Annotated in this window: 1 protein-coding gene; it reads right to left on the reverse strand. The window is 67.6% G+C overall.

Features of this window, described 5'->3' with window-relative positions; all coding sequences use genetic code 11:
• A partial coding sequence (locus tag SB773_RS34235) for a GNAT family N-acetyltransferase (protein ID WP_410594965.1) occupies nt 1-241 on the reverse strand: 241 nt, incomplete at both ends.

Raw genomic sequence — 241 nt, forward strand, 5'->3', positions numbered from 1 at the left:
GAGTCCGTGCGCGTCGGCTGTGGCCAGGAGAATGCGCTTCACCGGCAGCGGCTGCAGATCGGCGATGACGCCCTCGACGAGCATCTTGCCGACGCCGCTGCCTCGAGCGCTCTCGTCGACGAAGACATCGCACAGCCAGGCGAAGGTCACGGCATCCGTCACGACGCGGGCGTAGGCGACCTGTTCGCCGTCCCCATTCCAGACGCCGTAGTTGCGAGAGGCGTCGATCGCGGCATCCTGG

It is taken from the genome of Bacillus sp. SIMBA_074, assembly GCF_046534555.1.
Taxonomy (GTDB): Bacteria; Bacillota; Bacilli; order Bacillales; family Bacillaceae_G; genus Bacillus_A; species Bacillus_A mycoides.